This window comes from Curtobacterium sp. SORGH_AS_0776, assembly GCF_031453355.1.
Taxonomy (GTDB): domain Bacteria; phylum Actinomycetota; class Actinomycetes; order Actinomycetales; family Microbacteriaceae; genus Curtobacterium.
Genome location: NZ_JAVIYU010000001.1, coordinates 225,343 through 250,874, shown reverse-complemented (window position 1 = coordinate 250,874; position 25,532 = coordinate 225,343). Strand labels below are relative to the sequence as shown.

General features: G+C 72.1%; 24 protein-coding genes and 1 tRNA gene. 16 read left to right on the top strand and 9 right to left on the bottom strand.

Translation table 11 applies throughout. The annotated features are described in order from the left end of the window. Positions 1 to 59 precede the first annotated feature (59 nt). From QE359_RS01245 to QE359_RS01235, 3 genes are all read left to right on the top strand, one after another. Positions 60 to 3,926, top strand: coding sequence for an AAA family ATPase (locus tag QE359_RS01245; protein ID WP_309776994.1), 3,867 nt, complete (start codon positions 60 to 62; stop codon positions 3,924 to 3,926). Positions 3,927 to 3,991: 65 nt separating this feature from the next. After that, the gene (locus QE359_RS01240; protein WP_309776993.1) at positions 3,992 to 4,222 is read left to right on the top strand and encodes a hypothetical protein; all 231 of its coding nucleotides are present in this window, start codon (positions 3,992 to 3,994) and stop codon (positions 4,220 to 4,222) included. A 19-nt stretch (positions 4,223 to 4,241) separates the two neighbouring features. Then, positions 4,242 to 4,829 (top strand): CDP-alcohol phosphatidyltransferase family protein, encoded by a 588-nt coding sequence (locus QE359_RS01235; RefSeq protein WP_071295818.1) that lies wholly within the window; start codon positions 4,242 to 4,244, stop codon positions 4,827 to 4,829. 145 nt (positions 4,830 to 4,974) lie between these two features. Here QE359_RS01235 and mscL read toward each other — a convergent pair whose 3' ends face one another. The 3 genes from mscL to QE359_RS01220 all read right to left on the bottom strand — a co-directional run bounded on the left by mscL (position 4,975) and on the right by QE359_RS01220 (position 6,466). Next, entirely contained in the window at positions 4,975 to 5,478 is a 504-nt protein-coding gene (mscL, locus tag QE359_RS01230; RefSeq protein ID WP_070417867.1) for a large conductance mechanosensitive channel protein MscL, read from the bottom strand. A 72-nt stretch (positions 5,479 to 5,550) separates the two neighbouring features. After that, the gene (locus QE359_RS01225) at positions 5,551 to 5,880 is read right to left on the bottom strand and encodes an FmdB family zinc ribbon protein (protein WP_309776992.1); all 330 of its coding nucleotides are present in this window, start codon (positions 5,878 to 5,880) and stop codon (positions 5,551 to 5,553) included. Between the two features lies 1 nt (position 5,881). Further along, the gene (locus QE359_RS01220; protein WP_070417869.1) at positions 5,882 to 6,466 is read right to left on the bottom strand and encodes a 5-formyltetrahydrofolate cyclo-ligase; all 585 of its coding nucleotides are present in this window, start codon (positions 6,464 to 6,466) and stop codon (positions 5,882 to 5,884) included. A 114-nt stretch (positions 6,467 to 6,580) separates the two neighbouring features. On the opposite strand from QE359_RS01220, the gene galU reads away from it, so the two are divergent. The 4 genes from galU to QE359_RS01200 all read left to right on the top strand — a co-directional run bounded on the left by galU (position 6,581) and on the right by QE359_RS01200 (position 9,565). Then, the gene (galU, locus tag QE359_RS01215; protein WP_022907539.1) at positions 6,581 to 7,471 is read left to right on the top strand and encodes a UTP--glucose-1-phosphate uridylyltransferase GalU; all 891 of its coding nucleotides are present in this window, start codon (positions 6,581 to 6,583) and stop codon (positions 7,469 to 7,471) included. Positions 7,472 to 7,541: 70 nt separating this feature from the next. Continuing rightward, positions 7,542 to 8,201, top strand: a complete 660-nt coding sequence (locus QE359_RS01210) for a GNAT family protein (protein ID WP_309776990.1) — start codon at positions 7,542 to 7,544, stop codon at positions 8,199 to 8,201. A 130-nt stretch (positions 8,202 to 8,331) separates the two neighbouring features. Next, on the top strand, positions 8,332 to 9,441 hold the full coding sequence (locus tag QE359_RS01205) for a hypothetical protein (RefSeq protein ID WP_309776989.1): 1,110 nt from the start codon (positions 8,332 to 8,334) through the stop codon (positions 9,439 to 9,441). A gap of 51 nt (positions 9,442 to 9,492) precedes the next feature. Next, positions 9,493 to 9,565, top strand: a tRNA-Ala gene (locus tag QE359_RS01200). A gap of 58 nt (positions 9,566 to 9,623) precedes the next feature. Here QE359_RS01200 and QE359_RS01195 read toward each other — a convergent pair. Then, positions 9,624 to 10,007 carry a hypothetical protein gene (locus QE359_RS01195; protein ID WP_071295815.1) on the bottom strand — a complete coding sequence of 128 codons (384 nt, stop codon included), beginning with the start codon at positions 10,005 to 10,007 and terminating at the stop codon, positions 9,624 to 9,626. 73 nt (positions 10,008 to 10,080) lie between these two features. Between QE359_RS01195 and QE359_RS01190 the strand changes: the two genes are divergently transcribed. Beyond that, positions 10,081 to 11,121 (top strand): amidase domain-containing protein, encoded by a 1,041-nt coding sequence (locus QE359_RS01190; protein ID WP_309776986.1) that lies wholly within the window; start codon positions 10,081 to 10,083, stop codon positions 11,119 to 11,121. 162 nt (positions 11,122 to 11,283) lie between these two features. Here QE359_RS01190 and QE359_RS01185 read toward each other — a convergent pair whose 3' ends face one another. Next, the gene (locus tag QE359_RS01185; protein WP_309776984.1) at positions 11,284 to 12,483 is read right to left on the bottom strand and encodes a hypothetical protein; all 1,200 of its coding nucleotides are present in this window, start codon (positions 12,481 to 12,483) and stop codon (positions 11,284 to 11,286) included. 125 nt (positions 12,484 to 12,608) lie between these two features. On the opposite strand from QE359_RS01185, the gene QE359_RS01180 reads away from it, so the two are divergent. Further along, complete coding sequence (locus tag QE359_RS01180) at positions 12,609 to 13,457, top strand: alpha/beta fold hydrolase (protein WP_071295813.1); 849 nt, start codon at positions 12,609 to 12,611, stop codon at positions 13,455 to 13,457. Positions 13,458 to 13,530: 73 nt separating this feature from the next. On the opposite strand, the gene QE359_RS01175 is transcribed toward QE359_RS01180, so the two are convergent. The 3 genes from QE359_RS01175 to QE359_RS01165 all read right to left on the bottom strand — a co-directional run bounded on the left by QE359_RS01175 (position 13,531) and on the right by QE359_RS01165 (position 17,474). After that, positions 13,531 to 15,417: a glycoside hydrolase family 2 TIM barrel-domain containing protein gene (locus QE359_RS01175; protein WP_309776981.1), complete on the bottom strand. Its 1,887-nt coding sequence runs from the start codon at positions 15,415 to 15,417 to the stop codon at positions 13,531 to 13,533. Positions 15,418 to 15,493: 76 nt separating this feature from the next. Then, positions 15,494 to 15,949, bottom strand: coding sequence for a MaoC/PaaZ C-terminal domain-containing protein (locus tag QE359_RS01170; protein ID WP_070417876.1), 456 nt, complete (start codon positions 15,947 to 15,949; stop codon positions 15,494 to 15,496). 4 nt (positions 15,950 to 15,953) lie between these two features. After that, entirely contained in the window at positions 15,954 to 17,474 is a 1,521-nt protein-coding gene (locus QE359_RS01165) for a CHAD domain-containing protein (protein WP_309776978.1), read from the bottom strand. 185 nt (positions 17,475 to 17,659) lie between these two features. Between QE359_RS01165 and QE359_RS01160 the strand changes: the two genes are divergently transcribed. Beyond that, on the top strand, positions 17,660 to 18,931 hold the full coding sequence (locus QE359_RS01160) for a phosphotransferase (RefSeq protein WP_309776976.1): 1,272 nt from the start codon (positions 17,660 to 17,662) through the stop codon (positions 18,929 to 18,931). A 102-nt stretch (positions 18,932 to 19,033) separates the two neighbouring features. Here QE359_RS01160 and QE359_RS01155 read toward each other — a convergent pair whose 3' ends face one another. Then, the gene (locus QE359_RS01155) at positions 19,034 to 19,381 is read right to left on the bottom strand and encodes a DUF1844 domain-containing protein (protein ID WP_071295810.1); all 348 of its coding nucleotides are present in this window, start codon (positions 19,379 to 19,381) and stop codon (positions 19,034 to 19,036) included. Between the two features lie 283 nt (positions 19,382 to 19,664). Here QE359_RS01155 and infC point away from each other — a divergent pair, with 283 nt between their 5' ends. From infC to pheT, 6 genes are all read left to right on the top strand, one after another. Continuing rightward, positions 19,665 to 20,330, top strand: coding sequence for a translation initiation factor IF-3 (gene infC, locus QE359_RS01150; protein ID WP_070417880.1), 666 nt, complete (start codon positions 19,665 to 19,667; stop codon positions 20,328 to 20,330). 62 nt (positions 20,331 to 20,392) lie between these two features. After that, entirely contained in the window at positions 20,393 to 20,587 is a 195-nt protein-coding gene (gene rpmI, locus QE359_RS01145) for a 50S ribosomal protein L35 (protein ID WP_022903519.1), read from the top strand. 28 nt (positions 20,588 to 20,615) lie between these two features. Beyond that, complete coding sequence (gene rplT / locus QE359_RS01140) at positions 20,616 to 20,999, top strand: 50S ribosomal protein L20 (protein WP_022908516.1); 384 nt, start codon at positions 20,616 to 20,618, stop codon at positions 20,997 to 20,999. A gap of 66 nt (positions 21,000 to 21,065) precedes the next feature. Further along, entirely contained in the window at positions 21,066 to 21,911 is an 846-nt protein-coding gene (locus QE359_RS01135) for an RNA methyltransferase (protein WP_309776966.1), read from the top strand. Positions 21,912 to 21,980: 69 nt separating this feature from the next. After that, the gene (gene pheS / locus QE359_RS01130; RefSeq protein WP_070419380.1) at positions 21,981 to 23,021 is read left to right on the top strand and encodes a phenylalanine--tRNA ligase subunit alpha; all 1,041 of its coding nucleotides are present in this window, start codon (positions 21,981 to 21,983) and stop codon (positions 23,019 to 23,021) included. After that, the gene (pheT, locus tag QE359_RS01125; protein ID WP_309776965.1) at positions 23,021 to 25,513 is read left to right on the top strand and encodes a phenylalanine--tRNA ligase subunit beta; all 2,493 of its coding nucleotides are present in this window, start codon (positions 23,021 to 23,023) and stop codon (positions 25,511 to 25,513) included. Before pheS ends, pheT begins: the two co-directional genes overlap by 1 nt. The last annotated feature ends 19 nt before the right edge of the window (positions 25,514 to 25,532 follow it).

The following is a 25,532-nucleotide window of genomic DNA, read 5'->3' as shown; positions in this document are numbered from 1 at the left end:
ATTGCCAGAGTGCCAGCCCGCTTCCGCCTACAGTGTCGGATGTGTGGCGAGCGGACAGGGTGACCGACGGCGAGGACGACGTGAACGACGACGTCCCCGTCGAGGGCGCCGACGCGCCCGCGGACGGGCGTGACGGACAGCAGGACGGGCGCGACGGACAGCAGGGGGAGCAGGACCGACGGGGACAGCAGGAAGAGACCGCCGTGACGGACGAACCCGACCGCACCCTGCGCCCGGAACTGCAGCTCACGAGTCCGCAGGCGATCAGCCTGGGTGATCCGCGCCTCCAGGCCGGCAACGCCGCCGAACCCGTCTGGGACGTCTGGCGCGGGCAGCTGACCGGCGTCGGCGGCACCAGCCCCCTCACGCACTTCGCCGACCACCCCCGGGCCCGCATCGAGCTCTCGACGACGCACCCGGGTGGCCTCGCGCAGTTCATCACCGGCAAGACGACGCTGCTGTCGAGCCTGATCCGTGACGAGGTGGCACTCCGGGCCGCCCGCATCGCCGCCGGTCACGTCGAGGCCAAGGGCACCGAGCTGTCCACCGTGCGCGGCATCGACGCCGTGAAGCTCGGCATCGGCATGGCCGACTGGCAGCACGGCGACGAGCAGTTCCGCGGCCCGGTGCTGCTGCGCCCGCTCGCGATCCGTCGGCACGGCCGCGACTTCGAGGTCCGCCTGCTCGGCGAGCCCGTCCTCAACCCCGGCCTCGCCGACGCGCTGCACGAGCAGTTCGGCGTCATCCTCGACGCCCAGTCCTTCGTGGCGCTCGCGCAGCAGGACGGCTCCTTCACGCCGAACCCGGTGATCGACCGGCTCCGCGGGCTCACCGCGCACATCCCGGGCTTCTCGGTGCACGCACGCCTGGTCGTGTCCACGTTCGCCGAGGTCGCGACCGGGATGGTCGAGGACACCGAGGACCTGTCCCACCCGGTGCTCGACGCCCTCGCCGGCAACCCGAGCGCGAAGTGGCAGGTCGAGCAGTCGTACCACCCGGTCGAGCAGACCCCGTCGGACGAGCGGAGCCCGGAGACCGACACGCTCCTGCTCGACGCCGACGACGAGCAGGAGAACGTGATCGCGCAGATCACGGCCGGCAACTCGATCGTGGTGAAGACCCTCCCGGGCACGGGTGGCACGCAGACGATCGTGAACGCGCTCGGCGGCCTCGTCGCGGCGAACAAGCGCGTCCTCGTGGTGAGCCCGCGCCGTGCGACCCTGCGCGGCATCGCGGCGCGGTTCTCCGAGGTGCAGCTGCCCGGCGTCGCCGTGACCCCGGGCACCCTCCGTCGTGACGTCGTCCGTGCGATCGCCCGCAACGAGAAGGCCTCGCGTCCGAACCTGCGCGAGGTCGACGACGCCCTGGTCCGGCTCCGCAAGGTCCTCAAGGACTACCGCGGCTCGCTGACGCGCGTCGACCCCGACTTCCGCGTCTCGGTGCTCGACTGCCTGGTCGAGCTGTCGCGCCTGTCGCTGCTGCCCGTCCCGCCGTCGACGACCGCACGCCTGTCGAAGACCTCGGTGACGAGCATGGTCGAGGGGCGCTCGCGCGTCGCCGAGACCATGGTCAGCGCGGCGAACCTCGGCGAGTTCCGCTACGGCCCGGACGACTCGCCCTGGTACGGCGCGAAGTTCTCCTCGAGCGACGGTGCCCAGCGCGCCCACCGGATCGCGAAGGACCTCGACGCCGACGGCCTGCCGACCCTGCTCCGCCGTGCCCACGACCTCGTCGCCACGACGCACATGCGGCAGTTCACGACGATCAACGAGCTCGGCATCTACCTGCGCCTGCTCACCGAGATCCGCGACACCCTCGACCGCTTCCTGCCCGTCGTCTTCGACCGCTCGGTGTCCGAGCTCGTGGCCGCCACCGCCCCGCGCGGCGAGGGTGCGCCGATGTCGAGCACGAACCGGCGCCGGCTGAAGAAGCTCGCCCGCGAGTACGTCCGCCCCGGTGTGCACGTGTCCGACCTGCACGAGGCGCTGACCCGCGTCCAGCAGCAGCGCGTCCTCTGGCAGCGCTACGTCGCCGCCGGCGTGAACCCCGAGGTGCCCACCGGCATCGCGGACGTCCAGGTGCTGTTCTCGAACGTCGTCGAGGACCTCGCGCGCCTCGACGAGCCGCTGGGTCGCACCGCCCGCGAGACCCAGCTGGCGAACGTCCCGATCGACGAGCTCGTCCCGACGATCGCCCGCCTCGCCGAGGAGTCCGACGTCCTGCACAACCTGCAGGAGCGGACCGAGCTCATGCAGACCCTGCGCGACCTGCAGCTCGAACCGCTCATCACGGACCTGGCGAACCGGCACGTGCCGGACACCCACGTCCCCGCCGAGCTCGAGCTCGCGTGGTGGCAGTCCGCCCTCGAGACGATGCTCGAGTCCGACCGGGCCCTGCTCGGCGCGAACACCGACATGCTCGACCGGGTCGAGGCCGACTTCCGGCTCGTCGACGACGCGCACGCGGCCGGGGTCTCCCAGGGCCTGGCGTGGCAGCTGGCCGAGAACTGGAAGGTCGGACTCGTCGACTGGCCGGACGAGGCCACCGCGCTGAAGACCCAGCTGCGGGACGGCGCGATCACCTCGCGTCTGCTGCAGGACTCCGCGCCGCACCTGTCCCGGTCGATCGCACCGGTGTGGCTCGCGTCGCCCTACGAGGTGTCGCAGATCGCCGACACGATGCCCTTCGACACCGTGATCCTCGTCGACGCGGGCGCCGTCACCATCGCCGAGACCGTCGGGGCCGTCCGCCGTGCCCGTCAGACCGTCGTGTTCGGCGACCCGGTCACGCAGACCCCGTCGCCGTTCCGGATCGCGGTCGACCCGGCGCACCGCGCGCTGCAGGTCGACGAGGGCACGCTCGACGCCTTCCACGCCGACTCCGCGCTCGCGAAGCTCTCCACGCTGCTGCCGACCCTGTCGCTCACCCGCTCGTACCGCGCCGGCGGCGAGGACCTCGCCGAGCTCGTCAACCGTCGCTTCTACGGCGGACGCATCGAGTCGCTGCCCTGGGCCGGCTCGTTCCTCGGGCACGGCTCGATCGCGCTCGACTACGTCAGCGACGGCAAGGCCGTGCCGGACCCCGAGTCGGGGGCGGTCGAGAGCGTCGACGCCGAGGTGGACCGCGTCGTCCGGCTCGTCACGGACCACGCCCGCACCCGTCCGACCGAGTCGCTCATGGTCATCACCGCCTCGGCGAAGCACGCCGTCCGCGTCGAGCAGGCCGTGCTCACCGCGGCGCAGGGGCACAAGGACCTCACCGAGTTCGTCATCGGCGACCGGGCCGAGCCGTTCATCGTCGCGACGCTCGAGCAGTCCGTCGCCCAGAGCCGCGACCGCGTCGTGTTCTCGATCGGCTACGGTCGCACCCCGCACGGCCGTGTCCTGCGCGACTTCGGTCCGCTCGGCAAGCCCGGTGGGGAGCGCCTGCTCGCCGTCGCGATGACCCGGGCACGTCGCTCGATGGTCATCGTCACCTGCTTCCAGCCGTCCGACATCGAGGCCGAGCGGATGGGCCACGGCACCGTCGCCCTCGCCGAGATCCTCGCCGAGGTCCGTGCACGCACCACGGCCGAGTACGTCCCGGACGACTCCGACCCGCTGCTCGTCGACCTCGCCCGCCGGCTCGAGATGCGGGGCATCCCCGTCGCGCTCGGCCACCGCGGCAAGCTCGGCCTGGTCGCCGCGCACGGTGGGGTGTGCGTCACGATCGAGACCGACGCGACGCTCGTGAAGGGGTCGCTCCGCGAGTCGCTCCGGCTCCGACCCGAGGTGCTCCGACGACTCGGTTGGCACTACGTGCGCGTGCACGCGTTCCAGCTCTTCTCGGACCCGGACCGCGTCGCGAACACCGTCGCCGCCGTGCTCGGGGTCGACCGCGGTGTCACGCAGGAGATCTCCATCCCCCCGATCCCCGCACGCCGGTGACTCCTCGGCCGAGCCGGCGGGCCTCCCGGCCGGCCGGTCCGGTGACGCCCGAGACGGACCAGCTGGTGGGCACGTGGACGCGGGCCGACGACGCGTCGTCAGCCGCGCCTCCCGTCCCGTCGGCGACCGACGACGGTGAGGCGGATGCGCAGCCGGGAGGCGCGGTGGGGCGCCGCAGGCGCGTCACCACCCAGCCGGTGCCGGGCTACGACCCGGTCGCGCCGCCGGAACCGGCCCGCCACCGCGACGGGGAGAACGACGACCAGCTCCGGCGCGACGTCCCGCCGCACTGGTGAGCAGGTAGCCTGTCCTGCGATGACTGACACCGTGCGGGAGCGCCCCGACTGGCAGACCTGGCCGAACCTGATCTCGCTGTTCCGGCTGCTGCTGATCCCGGTGTTCGTGTGGCTCGTCGTCGCTGGACACCCCGGCTGGGCACTCGTCGCGCTCGTCGTCATCGGGGTGAGCGACTGGGCGGACGGCTTCATCGCTCGCAAGTTCGACCAGGGCTCGAAGCTCGGCAAGGCGATCGACCCCGTCGCCGACCGACTCGCGATCATCGCGATCGTGCTGTCGCTCGTGCTGACCGGCTTGCTGCCGTGGTGGGTCGTCGCCGTCGTGGTGCTCGTCGACCTGGTGCTCGTCGTGCTCTCGAGCGTGCTGTTCCACGGCAACCCCGACCTCGACGTCACGTGGACCGGCAAGATCCGGTCGGCGCTGCTCTTCGTCGGGCTGCCGGTGCTGCTGTTCTCCGCGGTGCACACCGTCGACGAGAACGCGCCGTGGGTCCGCGTCGTCGCCCTCGTGTTCGTCTACCTCGGGACCGTCGGGCACGTGCTGGCGGGCGTCCAGTACGCGATCGCGATGTTCGCGAAGCGGCGCGAGGTGTCGGCCGCGCGCTGACGTCCGCCGCGCGCTGCGCCTGCCGCGCGCTGCGCCGGCCGCGCGCTGCGCCGGGTGCGCGCTGGCGCCGGGCGCGCGCACAAGCAAAACCCGCCCGAGCCACGTGATCGCGTGGTTCGGGCGGGTTTCGGTTGTGCGGGAGCAGCTAGAGCTTCGTCGTGCCGCCGATACCGGGACCCTCGGGAGCGGTGGACGGCGCCACGTGCGCACCGCCGCCGGTGTTCGCGGGCACGCCGTTCTGCGAGCGGAGCAGGTCGCGGATCTCGAGCAGCACCTCGACGTCGGTCGGCGGGACGTCCTGCGGCGTCTGCTCCTCGTCGTTCTTGACCCGCTCGAACGCGACCTTCTTGAGGTGGTTCACGGGGAGCACGAGGGCGAAGTACACGACGGCCGCGACGATGACGAAGTTGATCACCGCGCCGATCACCGAGCCGAACATCAGCGTCGCCGGCTTGCCGCCCGCCACGGTCGGGATGTCGACCTTGAGCGCGTCGTCGAGGCTCGACGCGTTGAACACCGCGCCGATCGCCGGGTTGATGATCGCGTTCACGATGACGGTCACGATGGCGGTGAACGCTGCACCGATGACGACTGCGACGGCCAGGTCGATGACGTTGCCGCGGAGCAGGAACTCCTTGAAGCCCTTCACGGGACTCCTTCCGGGTCGAGGACGGCCGCCGGACGGCGACCCCATCAACCTACCGAGGAGTCCGGACCCCGGTCAGGACCCAGCGGGCTTCGGCGTGGTCGAGGCAGCGGGCTTCGCTGCTGCGGGCTTCGACTCGGACTTCGCCGGCGCCGAGGACGAGGACGACGAGGACGACGAGGACGACGACTCGGACGAGCGCGACGACTCCGACGAGCCCTTCGGCGCCGCCCGGGAATCGGTCCGGTAGAAGCCGCCCCCGTTGAACGTCACCCCGACCGGCGAGAAGACCTTGCGCAGCACGCCGCCGCACGCCGGGCACTCGTTGAGCGTGGCGTCGGAGAACGACTGCTTGATGTCGAAGGCGTTGCCGCACTCCGTGCAGCGGTACGAGTAGGTGGGCACCCTAGCTCCGGAAGGTGATGATGCGCGACGGCGTGATGATGCCGTCGACGGGTTCGTCGTGGGTCTCGCGCGGGACCTCGTCGAGGTACTCCGCGTCGAAGATCACAGCATAGACGGGCGGGCGGTTCGCCATCGACCCGAGCGTCTTGTCGTAGTAGCCGCGTCCCCAGCCCATCCGGACGCCGTCGTGTCCCACCGCGGCGGCGGGGGCGAGGATCGCGTCGACGTCGTTGATCGCGAGTGGGGAGAGCACCTCGCCGACGACCTCGGGCACGCCGGCCAGCCCCTCGGCCTCGGAGGCGCCGTCGCCGACCGCCCAGTCGAGCAGGCCGTCCTCGCGGGTGATCGGCAGGAGCACCCGGATGCCGCGCTCGAACGCCCAGTTCAGGAACGGGCGGACGTCGGGTTCCTCGGGTGCGGAGAGGTACAGCGCGATCGACTCGACCTGGCGCTCCTCGGCGAAGCGCTGCAGGGTCGCGGTGAGCGCCGCGGTGTCGGTCTCGCGTTCGGTCGTGGTCCGGGTGCGCCGCCGCTGCCGGAGCTCGGCTCGCAGGGCGCGCTTCTCGTTCCCGAGATCGGCGATCATGCCGAGGAGTCTACCGAGGGCACGTCTTGCGGCTTTCCGCCGCCGAGCGCGAGAAGCCGTGTCCTCCGTAGCGACGACATGCCCCCTCCAGGGGTCATCCGATACCGTCCAGGCATGGGCTTCCAGATTTCGAAGGCCGTGATCCCCGCCGCAGGCCTGGGCACGCGCTTCCTCCCCGCCACCAAGGCGATGCCGAAGGAGATGCTCCCCGTCGTCGACAAGCCGGCCATCCAGTACGTGGTGGAAGAGGCCGTCGGCGCAGGGCTCACCGACGTGCTGATGATCACGGGCCGCAACAAGAACGCGCTCGAGAACCACTTCGACCACGTGTCCGAGCTCGAGGAGACCCTCAAGAAGAAGGGCGACCACGAGAAGCTGCAGAAGGTGAACCAGTCCACGGACCTCGCCGACATGCACTACGTCCGCCAGGGTGACCCGCTGGGCCTCGGCCACGCCGTGCTCCGCGCCAAGATGCACGTCGGCCGCGAGCCGTTCGCCGTGCTCCTCGGGGACGACATCATCGACGCCCGCGACCCGCTGCTCAAGCGCATGATCGAGGTCCAGGGCGAGAAGAACGCCACCGTCGTCGCCCTGCTCGAGGTCCCGGAGTCGCAGACCCACCTCTACGGCATCGCCACGGTCGAGGAGACCGACACCGACGACGTCGTGAAGATCACCGGCCTCGTCGAGAAGCCCCCGCAGGGCGAGGCGCCCTCGAACCTGGCCATCATCGGCCGCTACGTCATCCGTCCCGAGGTCTTCGACGTCCTCGAGAAGCAGGAGCCGGGCAAGGGCGGCGAGATCCAGCTGACCGACGCGCTCATGAAGATGGCGAACGCCGAGGAGTGGACCGGCGGCGTGTACGGCGTCGTGTTCCGTGGACGCCGGTACGACACCGGTGACAAACTCGACTACATCAAGGCGATCGTCCAGCTCGCCTCGGACCGCGAAGACCTCGGCCCCGACCTCAAGTCGTGGCTCAAGGAGTTCAACGCGGGCGAATAGACGACCCGTCGCCGAACGGGTCCGGGGAACACCCCCGGGCCCGTTCGACGCTCCCGGAGGAACCAGCGCGATGACGACGATCCCGACCCTGTCCCACGGGCGGGTCACCATCCGGCCCCTCCGACTCCGCGACACCCGCGACCTCGACGTCGCCCTCGCGAGCAACCGCTCGTGGCTCCGCACGTGGGAGGCCACGAACCCCTCCGGTCACGTCTCCACCGACGTCCGTGGCAGCATCCGCGCGCTCCAGGCCAACGCCCGCGCGGGGCTCGGACTCCCGTTCGCGATGGAGCTCGACGGCCGCTTCGTCGGGCAGCTCAACGTCTCCGGCATCACGTACGGCTCCCTGGCCAGTGCTTCGATCGGCTACTGGGTCGTCGAGGACGCCGCCGGCCACAACGTCACGCCGATCGCCGTCGCGATGGCGGTGGACCACTGCTTCCGCGTGGTCGGGATCCACCGCATCGAGATCTGCATCCGTCCCGAGAACGCCCCGTCGCTGCGGGTGGTCGAGAAGCTCGGCTTCCGGTTCGAGGGGCTCCGCCGCCGGTACATCCACATCAACGGCGACTGGCGCGACCACTTCTGCTTCGCCCTCGTCGCCGAAGAGGTCCGCGAGGGCGTCCTCGAACGCTGGGTCCGCGGCCAGGTCCCGCCCGGCGTCGGTTCGGTCCCCCTCGCGGCACGCGACGAGGCCGCGATGCCGCTGCACACCACGCCCCGCGTCTGACCCGCGGGTCCGGTCCGTCCGGCGGGGCGGCCCGGGAGGCGCGGCTCACCCCCGGTGATTTCGTCGCGACACGCGCAACACGCGTCCGGCAATCACCGGCCGGGGGAACGCCCACCCCTACCGTGTCCCCATGGCAGGTATCGGCTCCTGGGGCGGCGGCATCGTCCTGCTCATCGCGGCCGTGCTCTGGCTCGTCTACCTCATGCCGTCCTGGGCGGCCCGTCGGCAGTACCTCGCGACCGAGCGGAACGCGATCCGGCTGCAGCAGACCCTCCGCATCCTCGCGCAGACCGCCGAGCTGCCGGACGAGGTCCGCATCGAGATGAACGCGAAGTCCCTCGCCGAGGCCCAGCGGGTCGCGAAGTCGGAGGAGGCGAAGCGCACCGCGATCGTCCGCGCCCACGAGGCCGCCCGGCAGCGGGAGATCACCCGACGACTGGCCGAGCAGGCACCCGTGCTCGAGCGGGCCTCGGCGGTCCCCGCACTCACCGCGATGCGCATGCGTCGGTCCCGACTGGGGGCGACCCTGCTCGGCACGCTCGGCCTCGTCGTCGCGGTCGTCGTGTTCGTCGCGGCCCCCGCCGCCTGGCTCGTCGGTGTCGCCGGCCTCGTCGCCGCCGGTGGGTCCGCAGCGGTCCTCGCCCAGCTGCACCAGGTGGCGAAGGCGCGGAAGGCCCGGACCGCGACGGTCGTGCCGGAGTCGAGCCGCGCCTCCAGGCCCGCGAGCGAGTGGACGGACCCGGCGCCGCCGCTGTCGACCGAGCAGCCCGCCGAGCCCGCTCGTGACCGCAGCTGGACGCCGAACCGCGTCCCGAAGCCGCTGTACGTCGAACGCCCGAAGGTCCCGGCGGCCACGCCGGAGTCCTCGGCGGAGCTCGCCGCCCGCCTGAAGGAGCGGGTCGCCGCGGCCAAGGCGGAAGCCGAGGCCGAGGCGGCCGCGATCCGTGCCGCCGAGACCGACCCGTCGCTCGCGCGGGTGTCGCCCATGCGCCCGGACGTCGAGGAGGCCGTCGCGTCGCTCTCCGCGCACGACCAGGGACGGCTCGCCGAGCGGCTGGGCCTGCGCGCGCCGGCCGGGACGGGAACCCCCGTCGCGCAGGTCGCTCCCGCTCCGGAACCCGCTGCCCCCGCCGCGCCCCCGGCGGCGCCGAGCAAGTGGGCCGGCATGGGGGTCCTCGGCGAGGACGCCTACGAGCAGGCGGACCTCGACGCCATCATGCGTCGCCGCCGCGCCGTCTGATCGCCCGATTTCGGATCGGGCCGACGCGGGTGCTAGTGTGGACGCGTTCTCGGGGCTATGGCGCAGTTGGTAGCGCGTCTCGTTCGCAATGAGAAGGTCAGGGGTTCGAATCCCCTTAGCTCCACTCCGAGACAGAAGGCCACCCGATCGGGTGGCCTTCGTCGTTCCGGGGCGGGCCCGGGTCAGCCGGGGACGCTCTCCGTCAGGATCCCGGCCTGGGCGAGCTCGCCGTGGATCGCGTTGGCGGCCTGCTCGAAGGCGCGGTTGCCGCGCGAGATGCCGAGCGCACCGCCCTTGAGCGCCGACTTGCCGGCACCGCGCAGGAGCCGCGCGACCGTCCGACCGTCCGGCGTGACCATGATCTGCACGTCGAGGCGGGTGTGGAAGGTCCGGTCGTTCGCCATGCCGCCGATGAGCAGCGTGAGGCCCATGCTGCCGCGGGTGGCGCGGAGGGCTCCCTGATCGCCGTCGTCGACGGTGTAGCCCTCGCGGACGAGTGCGCCGCGGACGAGTGCGCGGACGTGGTCGGGGGCGGCTGCGACGAAGAAGTCGTGGCTCTCGGGCATGGGTGGTCTGATCCTCTCGACGGTGGTTCCTGCCAGAGATCATGCCGTGTCGTCGCCTACCCTGGGAAGCACCATGACTGCTTCCCTGACGCGCCGCTCCCTGCTGTCCCTCGCCGGCGTGACCGGCATCGGGCTCGCCGTCGCCGCGTGCTCGTCGGGGGACGGCGGAACGGGCAAGGCATCCGGTCGTGGCACGAGCAACGGTGGCGGTTCGTCCACGCCCACCGCGAAGCCGGTCGCGAAGTCGCTCAGCCCTGCGCAGGTCCCGCTCGCCGGCGGTGTGACGATCACCGTCGCCGGCTCCGGGCTGGCAGCGGTCACGGGCGTCACGGTCGGGGGCATCGCCGCGCGGGACGTCAAGGCGACCGCCACGAAGGTGACCTTCACGGCACCGCACCAGGCGATGTACACGGCGGGGTCGGCGGACGTCGCGCTCTTCACGACCGCGATCGAGCCCTCACCGTCCGCCAACCAGTCCTCGGACGGCGACGGCAGCGCCGCGAACGACGGGCAGACCGGGGCGACGCAGGACTCCGCGACGGCCACGCCGACGCCGACCACCGCGCCCGTCCCGGACGCCTCGACGGCGGTCGCGACCTCGACCCTGGCCTACGCGGCACTGACCGACGTCGACCGGCAGCTCGAGTACGCGATGGCGCACTGGAAGGACTACAACCTCGCCGAGTACGGCACCATGAACCCGATCGGTGGTGACTGCGCGAACTACGTGTCGCAGACCTTGATCGCCCGCGGCTGGCAGCAGCGATCCGACTGGTACAACCGCTCGGCCGGGGCGGAGCACTCGGCGACGTGGACCTACTGCCCGACGATGGACCCGTGGCTGACCGCGAACGCCGCGGAGTTCGGGCTCACCCGCCGCTCCCTCGACGAACGCGACAAGGTCAAGGTCGGCGACATCGTGTTCTACGACTGGAACGACAACGACTCGCCGGACCACACCACGATCGTGTCCGAGGTGTTCACCGAGCCGGACGGCACGGTCCGGATCAAGTCGGCGAGCCACAACCAGGACGGGCCGTACCGCGACCTCGACGAGATGATCACGGTGCAGCACCCGGGCGGGACCGCCTGGTTCCACACGTTCGACGCGTAGCGCCGGCGCGCGCCGGGGCCGCGGGTGTCTGGTGGTGCTCGCAGCCGGTTCGGCGGGGCAGCGCACAACGAAAGTGCGCTCGAACCGCGGCAACCCCCGGCGCGGAGTGACTTTGGTTGTGCGCGCCGCGCCGAGCCGCGCCGCGCCGGGCCGCGCCGCGCGTCAGGGGTACCCGAGGAACCAGAGCAGCACGACGGCGACCGGCTGCAGGCACACACCCACGACGAGCCACACGACCGCCCGCCGCCGCGTCCGCACGAGCACGTCCGACCCGAGCAGCGGCGCCGTCGGCATGAGCAACCGGGGCAGGGACTGCTGCGGCAGGAACACCGCCACGAGGTACAGCGCGTACGCCGCCGTGAACGCCCACACGTCCACCCCGAGGGCCCGGACCGACCTCCGCGTCCAGAACCACACCGCCCCCGCGAGCACGGCGACCACGAGCACGATCCCGAGCGGCCCGAGCCACGTCCCCGCCATCGTGAACCACGGCGAGAGCGGCGCGAAGTGCTGCCGCCCCACGAACCCCACCCACCACGACAGCTCGGTGTCGAGGTACGCGTTCGGCCGACCCGTCACGGCCGAGGCGATCACCGGCCACGCCAGCCCCGCCGCAGCCACCACCAGCCCCGACACGACGATCGCCACGGCGTCCCGCAGCGGGAGCGCCCGACGCTCCTGCACCCACCGCACGACGAGGTGCACCGCGAGCGCCACGGCCAACGCCAGCACCCCCGGCTTCGTGAACGCGGCCACGAGCCCGAGCGGCGCGACCAGCCAGTAGCGTCGGCGAACGAGCGCCAGCAAGGCCCCGAACAGCAGCAGCAGGAACGTGCTCTCGGCGTAGGCCACCTGCAGCAGGAATCCGGTCGGACCGAACGCGAACAGCGCCGTCGCCCACCGCGCGCGATGCGAGCAGCCGACGGCGAGCACCAGCCGGTAGAGCAACACGCACGCCCCGGCCCCGGCGAGCGTCGCCACGAGCACCCCCGCGACCCAGAACGACCCGCCCGTCAGGGGCATGACGGCGCGCACGAGCGTCGGGAACACGGGCAGGAACGCCCAGGCGTTCGGGAGGACGTGCCCCGAGTCATCGAGCGGCAGCGTCGTCGGGTACCCGTGCTCCGCGATGATCCGGTAGAAGGACGCGTCCCACGACCCCGAGAACGTGAAGAAGGACGGGTCGCGTCGGGACGACGCGAACGGCCAGCCGTTCGCCGTCGCCACGAAGTAGACCGTCGCGAGCAGGACCGTGCTGACCACGCGCGAGGCCAACCACAGGAGCAGTGGAGTGGTCCAGCCGCTGTGGCGCGCCTCCAGGGCCGGCCTGGAGGCGCGGCTCGTCTCCCCGGCGCTCGTCACCGCCCGATCCTCGCACGTCCACGGCATGCGGCCGGTGTCCGCAAGGCGTACGCTTCCAGCCTCGGTGAGGGCCCGCGGCGTTGCATGGTCGGTGTTCCCTGGAAGACGCAACCACCGGAGGCACCATGCCGTTCATCACCGTCGGAGCCGAGAACGGGCACGACATCGACCTGCACTACGACGACTTCGGATCGGGCGACCCGGTCGTCCTCATCCACGGCTGGCCCCTGTCCGGCCGCTCGTGGGAGGGCCAGATCCCGGCCCTCGTCGAGGCCGGGCACCGTGTCGTCGCGTACGACCGTCGTGGCTTCGGGCAGTCGTCGCAGCCGTGGGGCGGGTACGACTACGACACGTTCGCCGCCGACCTCGACACCCTGCTCGACCAGCTCGGGCTGACCGAGGTCACGCTGATCGGGTTCTCGATGGGTGGCGGTGAGCTCGCGCGCTACGTGTCCACCTACGGCACGGGCCGGGTGAAGAAGCTCGTGTTCGCGAGCGCGGTGCCGCCGTACCTCTGGAAGTCCGACGACAACCCCGACGGCGGGGTCGACCAGGACCTCGCGGACTGGTTCTCGAACGGGATCACCGGGGACCGCCCCGCGTTCCTGCACGAGTTCGTCGACCTGTTCTACACGGCGGGCAAGCCCTCGCTCGTGAACAAGCCCCTGGTGTCGGGCGACCAGCGCGCGTACGACCTCGCGATCGCCGAGCTCGCATCGCCGAAGGGCACGCTCGACTGCACCGTCGCGTTCGCCACGACGGACTTCCGCGACGACCTCACCAAGGTCGACGTGCCGACGCTCGTGATCCACGGCGACTCCGACGGCATCGTGCCGTTCGAGGTGTCCGGCAAGCGGACCGCTGCGGCGATCCCGAACGCGCAGACCCACGTCATCGAGGGCGGGCCGCACGGGGTGCTCGCATCGCACAAGGACGAGTGGAACGAGGCCGTCCTGCGGTTCCTCGCTTCCTGATCCGCGCGTCTGGTGAGCAGGAACGGTCGGGTCCCATCGTCGGACCCGACCGTTCCTGCTCACCTGCGTCGCGTCAGCGACCGGTGACCGCGCGCCGGATCTGCTCGATCGGCACCTTCGGGGTGCGGTCCGCGTTCAGCAGGCCGTTCGTCTCCTGCATCGTGTCCGTGAGCTGTGTCCAGCAGGACCCGGCGAGGAACGAACTCGCGCGGACCGCGTCGTACAGCGCCGTTATCCGCGCGACCCAGTCGTCGCCGTCGGCCGCGGTCGTGTAGCCCCAGCCGTCCTCGCGCTGGACGCCGGGCTGGTAGTTCACGCCGCCGAACTCGGTGAGCATCACCGGCTGCCCGCGGTCGACCGCCCCGCCGACGAGGATGCGCCGGTCGGCCGGCCCGATTCCCTGCACCAGTGTCGTGCGCGCCGCGTCGTCGGCGTAGGTCGCCGCGAGCCGGGAGCCGTCGCCCTCGTAGTCGTGGACGGTGATGATGTCGGATGCGACGTGCTCCCACCCGTCGTTCGAGATCACCGGCCGTGTCGGGTCGATCGCCCTCGTGACGTCGGCCAACGACCGCGCGTAGGCCTGCTGCGCGGGATCGGTCGCGATGTGCTGCACGCCCCAGCTCTCGTTCGCCGGGACCCACGTGACGATCGACGGGTGCGAGGCGTCGCGCTCGACGGCGTCCATCCACTCGCGCATCAGCCGCTGCACGGCCCGCGGCGAGAACGCGTACGCACCCGGCGCCTCGCCCCACACGAGGACGCCGAGCCGGTCCGCCCAGTAGAGGAAGCGCGGGTCCTCGATCTTCTGGTGGTTGCGTGCGGCGTTGAAGCCGAGCTCCTTGATGAGCTCGACCTCGCGGCGGAGCGCCTCGCGGGAGGGGGCTGCGATGTGCGAGTCCGGCCAGTACCCCTGGTTGAGGACGCTGCGGACGTCGTAGCTCCGGCCGTTGAGGAGGAACGCGCCACCGTCGACGCCGACGGTGCGCACGCCGAAGTAGGACGCGACGGCGTCGATCGGGGCGCGGTCGCTGCCGGATCCCAGCAGGGTGACCGTGGCGTCGACGAGCCGCGGTGCCTCCGGCGACCAGTGCAGTTCGTCCTCGGCCTGCCCGTTCGCCTGCCGGGCGATCGGGACGAGCACGTCGAACTCGTTCGCCGTCGCACCGAGCGTGGTCTCGATCGTCGCGAGGTCTTCGTCGCGCTCGTCCCAGCGGGCGTCGACGCGGAGGCGCTCGCCGCCGGCCCGGACCCCGGCGAGCCGGACGGTCAGGCGGAGCGTCTGGTGGTCGAGGTTGGTCCAGCGGAGGTACTCGATCGACGTGGTCGGCACGGCCTCGAGCCAGACGGTCTGCCAGATGCCGGTGGTGCGGCGGTACCAGATGGCGTGCGGGTCCTCGTGCCAGTCCTGCTTGCCGCGGGGCTGGGTGAGGTCGTGCGGGTCGTCCTCGGCGCGGACGACGAGGGTGTGCACGGCGTCGGAGGCGTCGCCGCCGGCGGTGGCGGTGGCGGTCAGGACGTCGGTCACGTCGAACGAGAACGGCGTGTGGCCGCCCTCGTGCTCGCCGATGAACTGCCCGTCGATCCAGACCCGGGCGCGGTGGTCCACCGCGCCGAAGTGCAGCAGGAGCCGGGGTGCCGCGTCGCCGCGTCCGGCGGCCTCGAGCTCGGCGCGGCCGATGGTGCGGGAGTACCAGACGACGGGGTGGAAGCCCGGCTCGTCGATGCCCGACGCGACGGACTCGGGCGGGAACGGGACGACGATGTCCCGTGCGTCCGGGAAGCCGGTCCGCCAGGCGGGGTCGTCGCCGTCGTTGCGGAAGGACCACGTGCCGTCGAGGTCGGCCCAGTGCGGGCGGAGCATCTGCGGCCGGGGGTACGTGCCGTCCTGCCGGGAGGCGAGCGGGAGGGCCTGCGGGGAAGCGGTGTCAGGTGCGGCGACGATGCCGTCGAGCGTGCTCATGCCTCCATGCTGGCGTGGCGGGTACATCGTTGTAAAGAGCGCGGAGATGATTCCCGCCGAGTGCCCGCCCGGCCCGTCAGGCGATCGCGGCGTCCCGCGTCAGGACCATGACGTCCATGCGCCCCTGCTGCACGGTCTCGCCCCGCTGGTTCCGGAGCGACACCGTCCGCTCGACGATGCCCGTCGTCCCGGAGCTCGTCAGCCGCGTCGACAGGATCTCGACCTCGCACGTCAGGGTGTCCCCGATGAACACCGGCGCCGTGAAGCGCCACTGGTCGATGCCGAGCAGCGCGACGGCCGAGCCCTCGAACACCCCGGTGCGGGCGATCAGCCCGAGGCAGAGCGAGGTGCCGAGCAGCCCGTGCACGACCCGCTGGCCGTATCGGGTCCTGGCGGCGAACTCGACGTCGGTGTGGACCTGGTTGTTGTCGTTCGTCCACGAGGCGAAGGAAACGACGTCCGCCTCGGTGATGGTCCGGCCCGGGGTCGTGAAGGTCTGTCCGGCGGCGAGGTCTTCGAGGTAGTGCGGCACCCGGTCATCCTCGCAGACCGGTCGCCACGCGCGACCGCAGGCGGGCGACGAGGTGCTCGGCCCGGTCCCGCTCGCGCTCGACGACGGCGTGCTCGGTCGTGGCGAGGACCCCGGCGCCGAACGTGTCCGCCCCGCTCCTCGCCGCGAGGGTCGCCAGCTCCCGGTGGGCCGCGGTGGCGTGTGCCGCGTCGAGCACCTCGCCGAGGCCGTCCTGGACCCGCCGCAGCAACCCGAGGCGCCGCTTCCCGAGGTCCGTCGCCCCGTCGGCGGCCTGCAGGGCGTAGCGCAGGCGCCGCGCCGCCTTTCGGATCTCGTGCAGGTCGTCGAGCGTCTCGGTGCCGCCGTCGATCGCCTTCGCGACCCGCTTCCGCTCGCGCGCGATCCGGTGGACGGCGAACGCCTGGGCGTCGTCGTCGGCGTGCGGTCCCCGCGGCACCCGGGCGACGAGGTCGTCGAGGCGGTCGAGTGCCCGGAACCACGTCGCCGAGCGCAGGGTGTGCCGGAGGTCGGCGGCCGCCGCCGCGCGGGACTCGGCGATGTGCGCACCGATCCGGTCGAGGGTCTCGGCGTCGACGAAGCCCTCGGGAGCGCGGCCGGCCGTGCGGAGCAACCGGTCGCGCAGGACCTCGGCGTCGCGGGCGACACCGGCCACCCGCGAGACCTCGGCCAGTTCGGCGCGCAGGGGTTCGGTGGCGTCGCGATCGAGGGCACCGCGGTACGCGGCCAGCACGCTCCGCAGCCGACGCAGGACCTTCCGGAGGTCGTGCACCGACCAATGCTCGTCGGCACGCACCCTCGGGTCGACCGCGACGAGGTCCGCGCGCAACGATCGGAGCACCGCTCGCAGGGCAGCGGCCGCGGAGCCCCGTCGGGGGCGTGCCGCCGTCCCCTTCCGACGCTCGGGGGCGGCACGGAGCGCAGGGTGCCCGGCCCCGCCACCAGCGCGCCCGGCCCCGCCTCGGGCGCCACCACCCGCCCCGGGTTCCGCCGCGTCCGCCAGCGCCCGCTCCGCAGCCCGGGACACCGTCCCACCGCGCCCGTCGTCGCTCAGCGCCCACCACCGAGCCGACCGGAGCACCGCGGCGTCGGGCTCGCCCTCGTCCACACGGACGTCGGCCACCTCGGCCCGGAGCCGCCCGTCCCGCCCGCGCAGCTCGACGAGGGTCGTCACCGTGTCCCGCACCCGGACGACCCGGACCGGGCGGCCGCGCAGGAAGACCTCGACCACGTCGCGCGGTACGTGGTCCGCATCCTGGTCGTCGCCGCCGTCGAGGTCCGGGGGCACCTCGACCGGCCCGTCACCGCGGTCGACGCTCCACCCGGCGTCCGACCGGAGGAGCTCGACGCCCTCGGCCGCGAGGACCCGGTCGTCGGTGTCCCACAGGTGCTCGCGCAGCACCACGGGACCGTGCCGGTGGACGCGGTCGGCGAAGGGTTCGAGGGCGGGCAGTCGCCGGTCGTCGGCGATGCGCCACGTGCGATGGGGGTCGGTGCGGCCGAGTGGCTCCGGGTGCGGGGTCTGCATGCCGTCAGTGTCGTCCGCCGCGGGGCCCTCGTCACCGGGCCAGCCGCGTTCTGTGGATGCCGCACCCGGAACGACGCCCTGTGGAGGACAGCGGTCGACCCGAACCCAGCGCCCCACGACCCCAGCGCCCCGCGCCCCACGACCCAGCGCACCACCCTCAGCCCCCGGCGCGTACGGTTCGCCCCATGAGCGACGAGGCACCCGTCCCCGCCCCCGGCGAGCCCACCGACCGCACCCTCGAGGGCTGGATCGCCCACCAGCGCTGGTACACGGCGAAGGGCACCACCCCGCGGCTCCGCACCCTCGCGCAGCCCGCCGGTACCCGCCTCGTCCTCGACGACGCCCCGACCGGCCCCGTCCTCTACCAGGCGCCGGTCAGCCCCGACGCGGCCGGGGCCGTGCACGACGCGACCGCCGATCCGGACTGGATCCGGTCCCTCGCCGCGCGCATCGACGCCGACGACGAGAGTCTCGTCCCGATCGGCACGGTCAGGCGGTCCCGGGTGCTCAGCGGCGAACAGTCGAACACCTCGGTCATCTGCGAGACCGACACCGGCGCCGAGGTCATCGTGAAGGTCTTCCGCGTGCTGCACCACGGCGACAACCCGGACGTCACCACGCAGCTCGCCCTCTCGGCCGCGGGCAGCGCCCGGGTGCCGCGCGTGTACGGCGCGCTCCGCGGGAGCTGGCCGGACCCGGGGCGCTCCGACGGCACCGCGAGCGGGCACCTCGCCTTCGCCCAGGAGTTCCTGCCGGGGCTGCAGGACGCCTGGCGTGTGGCACTCGGCGACGCCCGCGAGGGCATCCCCTTCGCATCCGACGCCGAGCGGCTGGGGCTCGCGCTCGCCGAGGTGCACCGCACCCTCGCCGAGGCCCTGCCGACCGAGCCCGCCGACGACGACCGCCGTGCCGCCGCGATCGCGACGATGCACGGCCGGCTCGACGCCGCGGCACGCGAGGCCCCGGCGATCGCCCCGCACGTCGACGCCGTCCGTGCGGTCTACGCCCGGGCCGCCGACGCCGACTGGCCCGACCTCCAGCGCATCCACGGCGACCTGCACCTCGGACAGGTGCTCGCCGCTCCGGAACCCCGCGGCTGGGTCTTCCTCGACTTCGAGGGCGAGCCGCTCCGGCCGCTCACCGAGCGCTCCCTGCCGGACGTCACGCTCCGGGACGTCGCCGGCATGCTGCGCTCGTTCGACTACGTCCAGGGGTCGCTCGCCCAGGACGCCGAACCCGTCGACGCGGGGGAGTGGGCGCAGGACGCCCGGTCGGCGTTCCTCGACGGCTACCAGCAGGGGACGAGATCGGACCTGCGTGCCCACCGGGAACTGCTCGACGCGTTCGAACTCGACAAGGCCGTCTACGAGGTCGTCTACGAGACCCGGAACCGTCCCGACTGGGTCGGGATCCCGCTCGCCGCGGTCACGCGCCTGGTCGCGCGCAGCGCGGCCTGACCGACGGACCGAGGGCTGCGGCCCTGGACCGGACCGGATGACGGACGGGAGGCGCGGTGCCAGCCGGCACCGCGCCTCCCGTCCGTCATCCGGTGACGCCCGTCAGTTGACGGGTCCGGTGTACTTCTCGCCCGGACCGGCGCCCGGCGCGTCCTGGATGCTCGACGCCTCGCGGAACGCGAGCTGCACCGAACGGAGCCCGTCGCGCAGCGGGCGGGCGTGGTGGTCCCCGATCTCCGTCGCCGCGGCGGTGACGAGCCCCGCGAGCGCCGTGATGAGCTTGCGCGCCTCGTCGAGGTCCGTCTGCTGCTCGGGGTCGTCCGCGAGACCCACCTTGACGGCGGCCGCGCTGAGGAGGTGCACCGCCACGGTGTTGATGAGTTCGACGGCCGGCACCTCCGAGATGTCGCGGGCGGCCTCGTCGGGCTCGGGGGATGGGGTGTCGGTCACGGTGCTCCTCTGCTAGACTCGTCCGCGGCAGATGCTGTCAGTGTGCCCGGACTCGTGCGAACGAGGCCGATCACTCCCGCAGCGTCACGAAAGAGGAGTCTCTCCCACCCGCGGCCGCGCACCACAGGCTACCGGGTCCACACCGCTCCACCGGCGTCCGCGTCGGTCGGCCGTCCCGCAGGGGTCGGCGTCGGGCGGCTGCCGAACGGGTCACGATCCGTGCGTCAGATCTCCTCTCTCGTGCCGTCGTCCAGGGCAAACGCCCCGGACGGCCACCACCTGATTGAAGGAGCTCCGCATTCCCGATCCCCGTACCAACGACCGAATCCGCGTCCCCGAGGTCCGACTCGTCGGCCCCCAGGGCGAGCAGGTCGGCGTTGTCCCCATCGCCGTCGCACTGCGCCTCGCGCAGGAAGCCGAGCTGGATCTGGTCGAGGTCGCGCCGAACTCGAAGCCGCCCGTGGCGAAGATCATGGACTACGGCAAGTTCAAGTACGAGGCCGCTCAGAAGGCCAAGGAAGCGCGTCGCAACCAGGTGAACACGGACCTCAAGGAAGTCCGTTTCCGCCTGAAGATCGACGTGCACGACTACGAGACGAAGCGCAAGCGCGCCGAGGGCTTCCTCCTCGGTGGCGACAAGGTGAAGGCGATGATCCTCTTCCGTGGCCGCGAGCAGTCGCGTCCGGAGCAGGGTGTCCGTCTCCTCCAGAAGTTCGCCGAGGAGATCGCCGAGTTCGGTGTCGTCGAGTCGCGTCCGACCCAGGACGGCCGCAACATGACGATGATCATCGCCCCGCTCAAGAACAAGTCCGACGTCAAGGGCGAGCAGAACGCCAAGCGCGCTGCTCAGAAGGCCGAGCGTCGTGCGTCGGAGCACGCTGCGAAGGGCAAGGACGAGACCACCGACGTGGCTCCCGAGCCCGCGCAGGCCGAAGCTCCCGCCGAATAGGTCCCACCGACCGATCCCGCAACGACGCGGCTCCCCATCCATCCCCACGGAAAGGCACCACCATGCCCAAGCAGAAGACCCACTCCGGGTCGAAGAAGCGCTTCAAGGTCACCGGCAGCGGCAAGATCATGAAGCAGCAGGCCGGTATGCGTCACAACCTCGAGGTCAAGAGCGCCAAGCGCAAGGCCCGCCTCAACGAGGACCAGGTCCTCGCCAAGGCTGACGCGAAGAACGTCAAGAAGCTCCTCGGCCACTGAGCCCCGCAGAACGTAAAGGAATAGATCAATGGCACGAGTAAAGAGAGCGGTCAACGCCGCCAAGAAGCGCCGCGTCATCCTCGAGCGCGCCGAGGGCTACCGCGGTCAGCGTTCGCGTCTGTACCGCAAGGCCAAGGAGCAGGTCACCCACTCCCTCGTCTACGCGTACCGCGACCGTCACGCGAAGAAGGGCGAGTTCCGTCGCCTCTGGATCCAGCGCATCAACGCCGCGTCGCGTGCGAACGGCCTGACCTACAACCGCCTCATCCAGGGCCTCGGCCTTGCCGGCGTCGAGGTCGACCGTCGCATCCTCGCGGACCTCGCGGTGAACAACCCCGAGACGTTCGCGGCGCTCGTCGAGACCGCCAAGAAGGCGCTCCCGGCCGACACCTCGGCCCCGAAGGCTGCGTAGTCAGTTCTTCTGCTCGCGAAACCCCCGCCGGTCCGGCGGGGGTTTCGTCGTTCCTAGACTTGTCCCGTGAGCGATCTCCTCGAGAACCCCAAGGCCGGCCGTGTCCGTGCCGTCGCAGCGCTGTCGAAGAAGGACGTGCGCGCCGACACGGGCCTGTTCCTGCTCGAAGGGCCGCAGGCGGTGCGTGAGGCGATCGAGTACCGCCCGGAGCTCCTCCGCGAGCTCTACGTGACCCCGACGGCGGCCGCGCGCTACGGCCTCGACGACGCGCCGGTCGACACGTGGTTCGTGACCGAACAGGTCCTCGACGCGATGGCGGACACCGTGACGCCGCAGGGCGTCGTCGCGGTGTGCCAGCAGTTCCCGACGTCGGTGAAGGACGTCTTCCCCGACGCCGGTGCCGCCCAGGAGGCGCGTGGCGGCCTGCCGGGGATCGTCGCGATCCTCGAAGAGGTGCGTGATCCGGGCAACGCCGGCACCATCATCCGTGCGGCCGACGCCGCCGGCGCCGACGCGGTGGTCCTCGCCGGGCGCAGCGTCGACCCGTACAACCCGAAGGTCGTGCGGTCGACCACGGGCTCGCTCTTCCACGTGCCGGTGTCGGTCGGCGTGACGCTCGCCGACGCGGTGTCCCGTGCCCGGGGCCTCGGGTACACGATCCTGGCCGCCGACGTCTCGGGCGACGACCTGCCCGAGGTCCGCGCCGACGGCATGCTCGACGGTCCGACCGCATGGGTGTTCGGCAACGAGGCACGTGGTCTGACCACCGAGGACCTCGCCCTCGTCGACCGCGCCGTGAAGGTACCGATCTACGGCAAGGCGGAGTCGATGAACCTCGCGACCGCGGCGTCCGTCTGCCTGTACGAGTCGGCGTTCGCGCAGCGCACGGCTCGTCCCTCCACAGGCGACTGATCGGGGACTCCTCCCCAGACCGTCCGGTACCGGACGGCGGTATCCCACGGGCCGGTAGGCTTGGGTCTCGTGTCAGAACCTCTCGAGATCAGCGAATCGGCCGTCGCCGACGCCGTGGACCGGGCCCTCGCGGCGGTCCGCGCCACGACGACCGTCGCCGAGCTGAAGCAGGCCAGGGCCGAGCACACCGGCGAACAGTCCGCGCTGGCGCGGATGAACGCGTCGATGCGCAGCGTGCCGAAGGAGCAGAAGGCGGCCGCGGGCAAGCTCGTCGGACAGGCTCGTGGGCAGGTGAACGCGGCGATCGCCGAGCAGGAGTCCGTGCTCGCCGAAGCCGAGGAACGTGCACGCCTCGACGCCGAGCGCGTCGACGTCACCGCGCTCCCGGTCCGCCGCGCGCCCGGCTCGCGGCACCCGCTGTCGCTCCTCAACGAGACCGTGGCCGACATCTTCGTCGGCATGGGGTGGGAAGTCGCGGAAGGCCCCGAGCTCGAGCACGAGTGGTTCAACTTCGACGCGCTGAACTTCGACCCGGACCACCCGGCCCGGGCGATGGCCGACACGATCTTCGTCGAGCCGGTCGAGCGCCACCTCGTCATGCGCACGCACACCTCCCCGGTGCAGGTGCGGTCGCTGCTCTCGCGCGACCTGCCGCTCTACGTCATCGCGCCGGGCCGGGTGTACCGCGCCGACGAGCTCGACGCCACGCACCTGCCGGTCTTCACCCAGGTCGAGGGCATCGCGATCGACAAGGGCCTGACGATGGCGCACCTGCGCGGCACGCTCGAGCACTTCGCACGCCAGATGTTCGGCGCCGAGGCGCAGATCCGTCTCCGCCCGAACTACTTCCCGTTCACCGAACCCAGCGCCGAGATGGACGTCTGGCAGCCGAACGCCAAGGGCGGCGCCCGGTGGGTCGAGTGGGGCGGCTGCGGCATGGTCAACCCGAACGTCCTGCGCGCCGCCGGCATCGACCCGGCCGAGTACCAGGGCTTCGCGTTCGGCATGGGCATCGAGCGGACGCTGCAGTTCCGCAACGGCCTGAACGACATGCGTGACTTCCTCGAGGGCGACATCCGCTTCTCGCAGCAGTTCGGAACGGTGGTCTGATGCGCGTCCCACTCCGTTGGCTCGGCGAGTCCGTCGACCTCCCCGACGACGTCACCCTCGAGCACGTCCACGCGGCGCTCGTGTCGGTGGGCTTCGAGGAAGAGGACGTCCACACCTACGACCTCACGGGCCCGATCGTCGTCGGCCGCGTGCTCGAGCGCGAGCCCGAGCCGCAGAAGAACGGCAAGACGATCAACTGGTGCCAGGTGGACGTCGGCGAGCCCGAGCCCCGCGGCATCGTCTGCGGCGCGCACAACTTCGACGTCGGCGACCTCGTCGTCGTCACGCTCCCCGGCGCCGTCCTGCCCGGGCCGTTCCCGATCGCCGCACGCAAGACCTACGGGCACGTGTCCGACGGCATGATCGCCTCGGCACGCGAGCTCGGTCTCGGCGACGAGCACGACGGCATCCTCCGCTTCGCGGACCTCGGCATGGAGCCCGAGGTCGGCGCGGACGCCATCGCGCTCCTCGGTCTCGACGACGCCGCGGTGGAGATCAACGTGACCCCGGACCGCGGGTACGTGCTGAGCATGCGCGGTGTCGCTCGCGAGTACGCCCACGCGACCGGCGCGACCTTCCACGACCCGGTCGAGCGGGTCGCCCCCCGCAGCGCCGAGGGCTTCCCGGTCGTGATCGACGACCAGGCCCCGGTGCGTGGCCGGGTCGGCGCGCACACGTTCGTCACCCGTGTCGTCCGTGGCATCGACCCGACCGCGAAGACCCCGGCGTGGATGGTCTCGCGTCTCGCCCTCGCCGGTGTCCGGTCGATCTCGCTGCCCGTCGACATCACGAACTACGTCATGTTCGAGCTCGGTCAGCCGCTGCACGGGTACGACCTCCGGACGCTGCAGGGCGGGCTCGGTGTCCGTCGTGCTGCTGCCGGCGAGACCCTGACGACCCTCGACCACGTCGAACGGACGCTGGACCCGGAAGACCTCGTCATCACCGACGACTCCGGTCCCGTCGGCCTCGCCGGCGTGATGGGCGGCGCCCGGACCGAGATCTCCGACGCGACCACCGACGTCCTGATCGAGGCCGCCGGCTTCGACCAGACCTCCATCGCCCGGACCGCGCGTCGGCACAAGCTCCCGAGCGAGGCGTCCCGACGCTTCGAGCGCGGCGTCGACCCGCTCGTGGCCGAGGCCGCCGCGAACCGTGCGGTCGAGCTCCTCGTCGAGCTCGCGGGCGGCACCGCGGACACCCTCGGCTCGACGCTCGTCGACACCGACCCCCGCCCGACGGTCACGATGCGAACCGCCCGTCCGGCCGAGCTCGTCGGCGTCGACTACTCCGACGCCGAGGTCATCGACACCCTGCGCGCGATCGGTGCATCGGTCGACGTCGACGGGGACACGCTCGCCGTCGTACCGCCGACCTGGCGCCCCGACCTCACCGACGACACCACCCTCGTCGAAGAGGTCGCGCGCATCGTCGGCTACGACCGCATCCCGAGCATCCTCCCCGTCGCGCCGCCCGGCCGTGGCCTGACCGGTCACCAGCAGGCCCGTCGCCGCGTCGCCGCCGCACTCGCCGCCGACGGCCTGGTCGAGGTCGTCACCGCACCCTTCGTGTCGCAGGCCACGCAGGAGGCCTACCCGGGCATCGACGGCGCCGGCGGGCCGAGCGTGGTCCTTGCGAACGCCCTCGACAGCGAGCAGAGCCTCCTCCGTCGCAGCGGGGTGCCGGCACTCGTCGACGCCGCCCGCCGCAACGTGTCGCGCGGCCTCGTCGACGTCGCGCTCTACGAGACCTCGCGGGTGTTCCTGCCGGTCGCGGGCGAGACGCTCGGCACCGACACGGTCCCGGCCGGCGCCGTCCTCCCGGACCGCGACACCCTCGCCGCGCTCGACGCGTCCCTGCCGCCGCAGCCGTTCCACGTGTCCGCGCTGCTCACCGGCAACCGGGTCGTGAAGCAGCCCGGCGTCCAGCCCGAGCCGTACGGCATCGCGGACGCACTCGACGTCGCGCGCGCCGTCGCCTGGGCGGTCGGGGTCGAGCTCATGGTGGCACAGACGACGCACCCGTCCCTGCACCCGGGCCGCGCGGCATCGCTCCTCGTGGACGGAACCGTCGTCGGCGTCGCGGGTGAACTCCTGCCCGAGCTGACCGAGGCAGCGGTCCTGCCGCGCGTCGTCGCGGTCGTCGAACTCGACCTCGACGCCATGGTCCGGGCGGCACCCGAACTGGTCTCGGTGGCACCGATCGTGTCCTACCCGGCGGCGACGCAGGACCTGTCCCTCGTGGTGGGTGCCGACGTTCCGGCGGGTGACGTACTGGATGCGGTGCGCACTGGTGCCGGAGAGCTGTTGGAGTATGCTCGCCTCGTGGATGACTACCGGGGCACCGGCGTGGACGAGGGACAGAAGTCCCTGACGTTCGCGCTGCGCTTCCGTGCCACGGACCGCACGCTGACCGCTGCCGAGGCCACTGAGGCCCGTGACGGCGCCGTCCGACGTGCCGGCGAGCGATTCGGGGCGACCCTGCGCGACTGATCCCATCGGGACCAGCACC

Coding starts and splice junctions, on each gene's coding strand:
- QE359_RS01220 (WP_070417869.1), bottom strand. CDS start 6,466: ATGATCGCCGATCTCGGGAACGAGAAGCGCGCCCTGCGAGCCGAGCTC.
- pheT (WP_309776965.1), top strand. CDS start 23,021: ATGCGCGTCCCACTCCGTTGGCTCGGCGAGTCCGTCGACCTCCCCGAC.
- QE359_RS01175 (WP_309776981.1), bottom strand. CDS start 15,417: ATGAGCACGCTCGACGGCATCGTCGCCGCACCTGACACCGCTTCCCCG.
- rplT (WP_022908516.1), top strand. CDS start 20,616: ATGGCACGAGTAAAGAGAGCGGTCAACGCCGCCAAGAAGCGCCGCGTC.
- rpmI (WP_022903519.1), top strand. CDS start 20,393: ATGCCCAAGCAGAAGACCCACTCCGGGTCGAAGAAGCGCTTCAAGGTC.
- QE359_RS01205 (WP_309776989.1), top strand. CDS start 8,332: ATGGCAGGTATCGGCTCCTGGGGCGGCGGCATCGTCCTGCTCATCGCG.
- QE359_RS01235 (WP_071295818.1), top strand. CDS start 4,242: ATGACTGACACCGTGCGGGAGCGCCCCGACTGGCAGACCTGGCCGAAC.
- QE359_RS01210 (WP_309776990.1), top strand. CDS start 7,542: ATGACGACGATCCCGACCCTGTCCCACGGGCGGGTCACCATCCGGCCC.
- QE359_RS01190 (WP_309776986.1), top strand. CDS start 10,081: ATGACTGCTTCCCTGACGCGCCGCTCCCTGCTGTCCCTCGCCGGCGTG.
- QE359_RS01195 (WP_071295815.1), bottom strand. CDS start 10,007: ATGCCCGAGAGCCACGACTTCTTCGTCGCAGCCGCCCCCGACCACGTC.
- QE359_RS01180 (WP_071295813.1), top strand. CDS start 12,609: ATGCCGTTCATCACCGTCGGAGCCGAGAACGGGCACGACATCGACCTG.
- galU (WP_022907539.1), top strand. CDS start 6,581: ATGGGCTTCCAGATTTCGAAGGCCGTGATCCCCGCCGCAGGCCTGGGC.
- QE359_RS01160 (WP_309776976.1), top strand. CDS start 17,660: ATGAGCGACGAGGCACCCGTCCCCGCCCCCGGCGAGCCCACCGACCGC.
- QE359_RS01165 (WP_309776978.1), bottom strand. CDS start 17,474: ATGCAGACCCCGCACCCGGAGCCACTCGGCCGCACCGACCCCCATCGC.